The organism is Leisingera sp. S232, assembly GCF_049800895.1.
Lineage (GTDB): Bacteria > Pseudomonadota > Alphaproteobacteria > Rhodobacterales > Rhodobacteraceae > Leisingera.
In genome coordinates this window covers 1-3,368 of record NZ_JBNAFX010000073.1, presented here as the reverse complement: position 1 = coordinate 3,368, position 3,368 = coordinate 1, and the positions used below count along the sequence as shown (strand labels likewise).

The window sequence follows — 3,368 nt, the reverse complement described above, 5'->3', positions numbered from 1 at the left end:
AAAAGAACGCGGGGGTTGAAACAATATCCGGTCCAAACCATACAAGATCGAAGCTACAAAAGAGCTTTCCAATATGGCTGATACCCCTACCACCCGCACTTTGGCAGTCTATCGCGCCGTTGCGCATAGCGGCCCGGTGGTTTTGAACGACTTACAGAATATTCTGCCCCAGCTTTCCCGTATGGGCATTTGGCGCGCGTTGAACAATCTGCGGGACGCAGGATGGGTCAGATTGCGGCTGGGTGATAATGCTTGGCTGATCACACATGCCACTCAGGACATGCTCAACGACGCATGCCTCCCGCCGCGTGCGGTTGAAGAATTGTCTGCGCGCCTGCCACAAATCACGCGGAAACAGACGCTCATCCTGTGCGCCTTCACCGAACGGGGGCGGCTTGAGATTGTTGAGTCGACAGACAAGTCCCTTATGGGTGAGGTGTTGCCCCTGATAGGTGAACCGGCGGCCTTTGCCGCCCTGGGGATCAGCACCGAGGCCGACATGCTGCGCCATCTGAATGCCTGGATCTCATCCACGGCGGATGCCGAAGAACGTGCGCTGGTCAAATCGGGCGGTCTTACGCAGGGGCTGCGTGCCGCGCGGCAAAATCCGGCACTGAAAACTGCGCAGGGTTATGCCATACCCTATCGCGCTGCAGATGACAGCATTGCCGTTGCCTGGATAGAGACACGCGCGACGTGACTCACACCTTACTGAGACATTGCGCCACCCAGATTTGATCACCGACCACGCGATACACCAGACGGTGGCGATGGGTCAGCCTGCGTGACCACCATCCGTTCAAGGGGGAGGCCAAAGCACAAGGTCGCCCGATCCCGTCATAGGGCGTGCGGCAACAGGCGTCCAATAGCTGATCCAGCCGGGCAGACAGGGCAGGTTCGGCCCGTTGCAGGGTCAGATAATCCTCCCAGACCGGTGCGGCAAAGCGCAGCTTTCTCATTCCTGCTTCCCGACCTCTGCCGCAGGCAACCCGTCTGACAGGTCGCGCAGCGCTTCGACCAACTGGCGGATATTCGCCTCAGATCCCAAAAGATGCTGCGTTTCCAACAATGATTCGTATTCAGCAAGGGAAAGAAGCACGGCAGCGGGCTTACCCCCGGACCGGGTGATCACGATCGGGATACAATCCTGCGTCGCGCGATCTATTGTCGCCGCCAATTCCTGGCGGACCTCTGAAAACTTCATCACGTCCATGGTAAAAATGTACCAATAATCGTACACATTTCAAAGAGAAAATTTTTCTCCAACTGCTCCACCGCTTGGCATGCAAGGCGCGGCATCTGCGTAGCGGGCAGGACCCCGGAATTCTGTCTCGATATTCGGTATGCTATCATTTACGCGGGCCGTCTTCTTCTCTTACCTTCAATGGGAACGGAACAAACACAGCAGGGAACATAAAAATGGCACTTACAGGAATTCTGGACAGCGGCACCACCAACACGTTCACAGATATCGCCGGGAATGAAGTCACCGTCACCGCATCAGCCGCCCACGGTGCGAGTTATGGTGGCCTTACCGACCAAGGCACGTGGATCAGCGGTTCCGGTCCTTCTACGGTTTCTTATAGCTTTGATGGCGATGGCGTGAACGGGCTTGCTGTTGTGCTTAGCGCTGTGGAAGAGAGCGATAGCTTTGATTTCACCGTCAACGGTGTCGATGTGAACCTGCAGGATATGATCGACGCGGGCGAGGCCCAGATTGTTCATCCAGACAATTTGCCGTTTACTGTGCTCTCTGGACACGGCAATCCGGGGACCATTGTAAACGGTGATTTGCAAGACGATCCAACAATTTACGGGACAGCAATCCCAATCATTTCCTTCAACATCCCGATTACCTCGCTTTCGGTCAGTAGCAACCAAATCGGTTCTACCGACATGATTGACATCTATCTGGACTCTGAAGCAGCCCCCTGTTTCACCCGCGATACATTGATCGATACGGATCAGGGTGAAGTGGCCGTGCAGGACCTGACCCCCGGCATGATGGTGCGCACCCGCGACAACGGCTTTCAGCCGGTACGCTGGATTGGCATGACAGCCACCAAAGACCGCGCCGTGCGCATCAAGGCCGGCGCCATGGGCAACAGTCGTGATCTGGTTGTTTCTCCGCGTCACCGCATGGTGCTGGAAGGTTGGCAATTGGAAATGCTGTTCGACCATGACGAGGCCCTTGTGACCGCGCTGGAACTGGTGAACGACGATACAATCCTGCGTGATGAATTCACGAAGGTTGAATATTATCACGTGATGTTTGACCAGCACGAGGTGATCTACGCCGAGGGCGCTGCAACAGAAAGCTTCCACCCGGATCAGCCGACCATGGGTTCGATGGATGCGGCAGCCCGCGAAGAGATCTTTGCCCTGTTCCCAGAGCTGCGCGAAGGTACCACCCGCGCCGAGGCCGCGCCAAACCTGTCACCTGTACAGGCGGCCTATGTGGGCAAGCACCTGGATGCCTTCATCGGCTAAACCGAAACTTGTATTTCACGTTAAGGGGCCTCTTTGTGGGGTCCCTTAATGCGTTTTGCAATAGCATACCTGTTACGCAGCCCGTGGAGTAAGCCTGTGTGTGTCCGTCTTGGCACGGTAGCGACGGCCCTGATTGTTGGGCAGGAATCTCTTGAAACAGGTCGCGTTTTTACGCCTGATTGAAACCAAACGACACGGCAGCAGCCAATTTATAGATATCCCGCCAAGATCTGTGCTTCTTTGACCCGCAAAGCCGTGCGGGCCAGCCTTGTTTCGTTGAACACCGGCTTCTCGAGTTCGGGGAAGATACTGAGAATTTCACGACGCGACTCGTCGCCCAGAGCGTCGATCGCCACTTGGCCGGCGTGCAGACTCTCGGTCCACATGCCCTCGGACAAAATCACCTCGTGATTGTCAAACAGCATATGGCAATAGGTAATGGCCGGCAATCGGAGCCAAAGGATGGTTTTGTCGTTGACCAGCGCCTTGGCCGGAGCCAAGACTTCTTCTTCGCCAAACAGCAAAGACGCTTTCCAGCCGGTTACCAAAATCCGATGTTGAGGCGAGACCAGAAGGTCACGATCATTCCCAAGCGTCCCCGCCTTGATACAAATCGGTGCAAGATCACCCGAGGCATCAACAGTGCGCCATCCAATCCAGCGGATCGGTTGCAGCCCGTGATCGCGTGTTTTAACCAAATCACCTTCGACCAGCGTTTCGATTGGCGCTGCGCCCTGCGCGGTCTCGATCAATGTCCCGGCGGCGAAACATGGAATGCCCATGGCCCCGAGCTCTTGCACCGTATCTACCTGGGACGGTGCAACCCCGATCAACTTGGTCGACGTGCCATCCGGGAATGTAAGAACCGCATTGCCGGA

At 56.1% G+C, this 3,368-nt stretch carries 5 protein-coding genes; 2 read left to right on the top strand and 3 right to left on the bottom strand.

What is annotated here, in order from left to right:
• Positions 1-73: 73 nt before the first annotated feature.
• The gene (locus ACP151_RS21165) at positions 74-700 is read left to right on the top strand and encodes a hypothetical protein (RefSeq protein WP_424980762.1); all 627 of its coding nucleotides are present in this window, start codon (positions 74-76) and stop codon (positions 698-700) included.
• Between the two features lies 1 nt (position 701).
• Here ACP151_RS21165 and ACP151_RS21160 read toward each other — a convergent pair whose 3' ends face one another.
• Both ACP151_RS21160 and ACP151_RS21155 read right to left on the bottom strand, forming a co-directional pair.
• A complete protein-coding gene (locus ACP151_RS21160; protein ID WP_424980763.1) occupies positions 702-959 on the bottom strand; it encodes a Txe/YoeB family addiction module toxin in 258 nt (85 codons plus the stop codon).
• The gene (locus ACP151_RS21155; RefSeq protein WP_424980764.1) at positions 956-1,213 is read right to left on the bottom strand and encodes a type II toxin-antitoxin system Phd/YefM family antitoxin; all 258 of its coding nucleotides are present in this window, start codon (positions 1,211-1,213) and stop codon (positions 956-958) included. The genes ACP151_RS21160 and ACP151_RS21155 overlap by 4 nt, the downstream gene beginning before the upstream one ends.
• A 206-nt stretch (positions 1,214-1,419) precedes the next feature.
• On the opposite strand from ACP151_RS21155, the gene ACP151_RS21150 reads away from it, so the two are divergent.
• On the top strand, positions 1,420-2,490 hold the full coding sequence (locus ACP151_RS21150) for a Hint domain-containing protein (protein ID WP_424980773.1): 1,071 nt from the start codon (positions 1,420-1,422) through the stop codon (positions 2,488-2,490).
• Positions 2,491-2,699: 209 nt separating this feature from the next.
• Here the strand turns inward: ACP151_RS21150 and ACP151_RS21145 are convergent.
• A partial coding sequence (locus ACP151_RS21145; RefSeq protein ID WP_424980771.1) for a Hint domain-containing protein occupies positions 2,700-3,368 on the bottom strand: 669 nt, incomplete at its 5' end.

Coding starts and splice junctions, on each gene's coding strand:
- ACP151_RS21165 (WP_424980762.1), top strand. CDS start 74: ATGGCTGATACCCCTACCACCCGCACTTTGGCAGTCTATCGCGCCGTT.
- ACP151_RS21160 (WP_424980763.1), bottom strand. CDS start 959: ATGAGAAAGCTGCGCTTTGCCGCACCGGTCTGGGAGGATTATCTGACC.
- ACP151_RS21155 (WP_424980764.1), bottom strand. CDS start 1,213: ATGGACGTGATGAAGTTTTCAGAGGTCCGCCAGGAATTGGCGGCGACA.
- ACP151_RS21150 (WP_424980773.1), top strand. CDS start 1,420: ATGGCACTTACAGGAATTCTGGACAGCGGCACCACCAACACGTTCACA.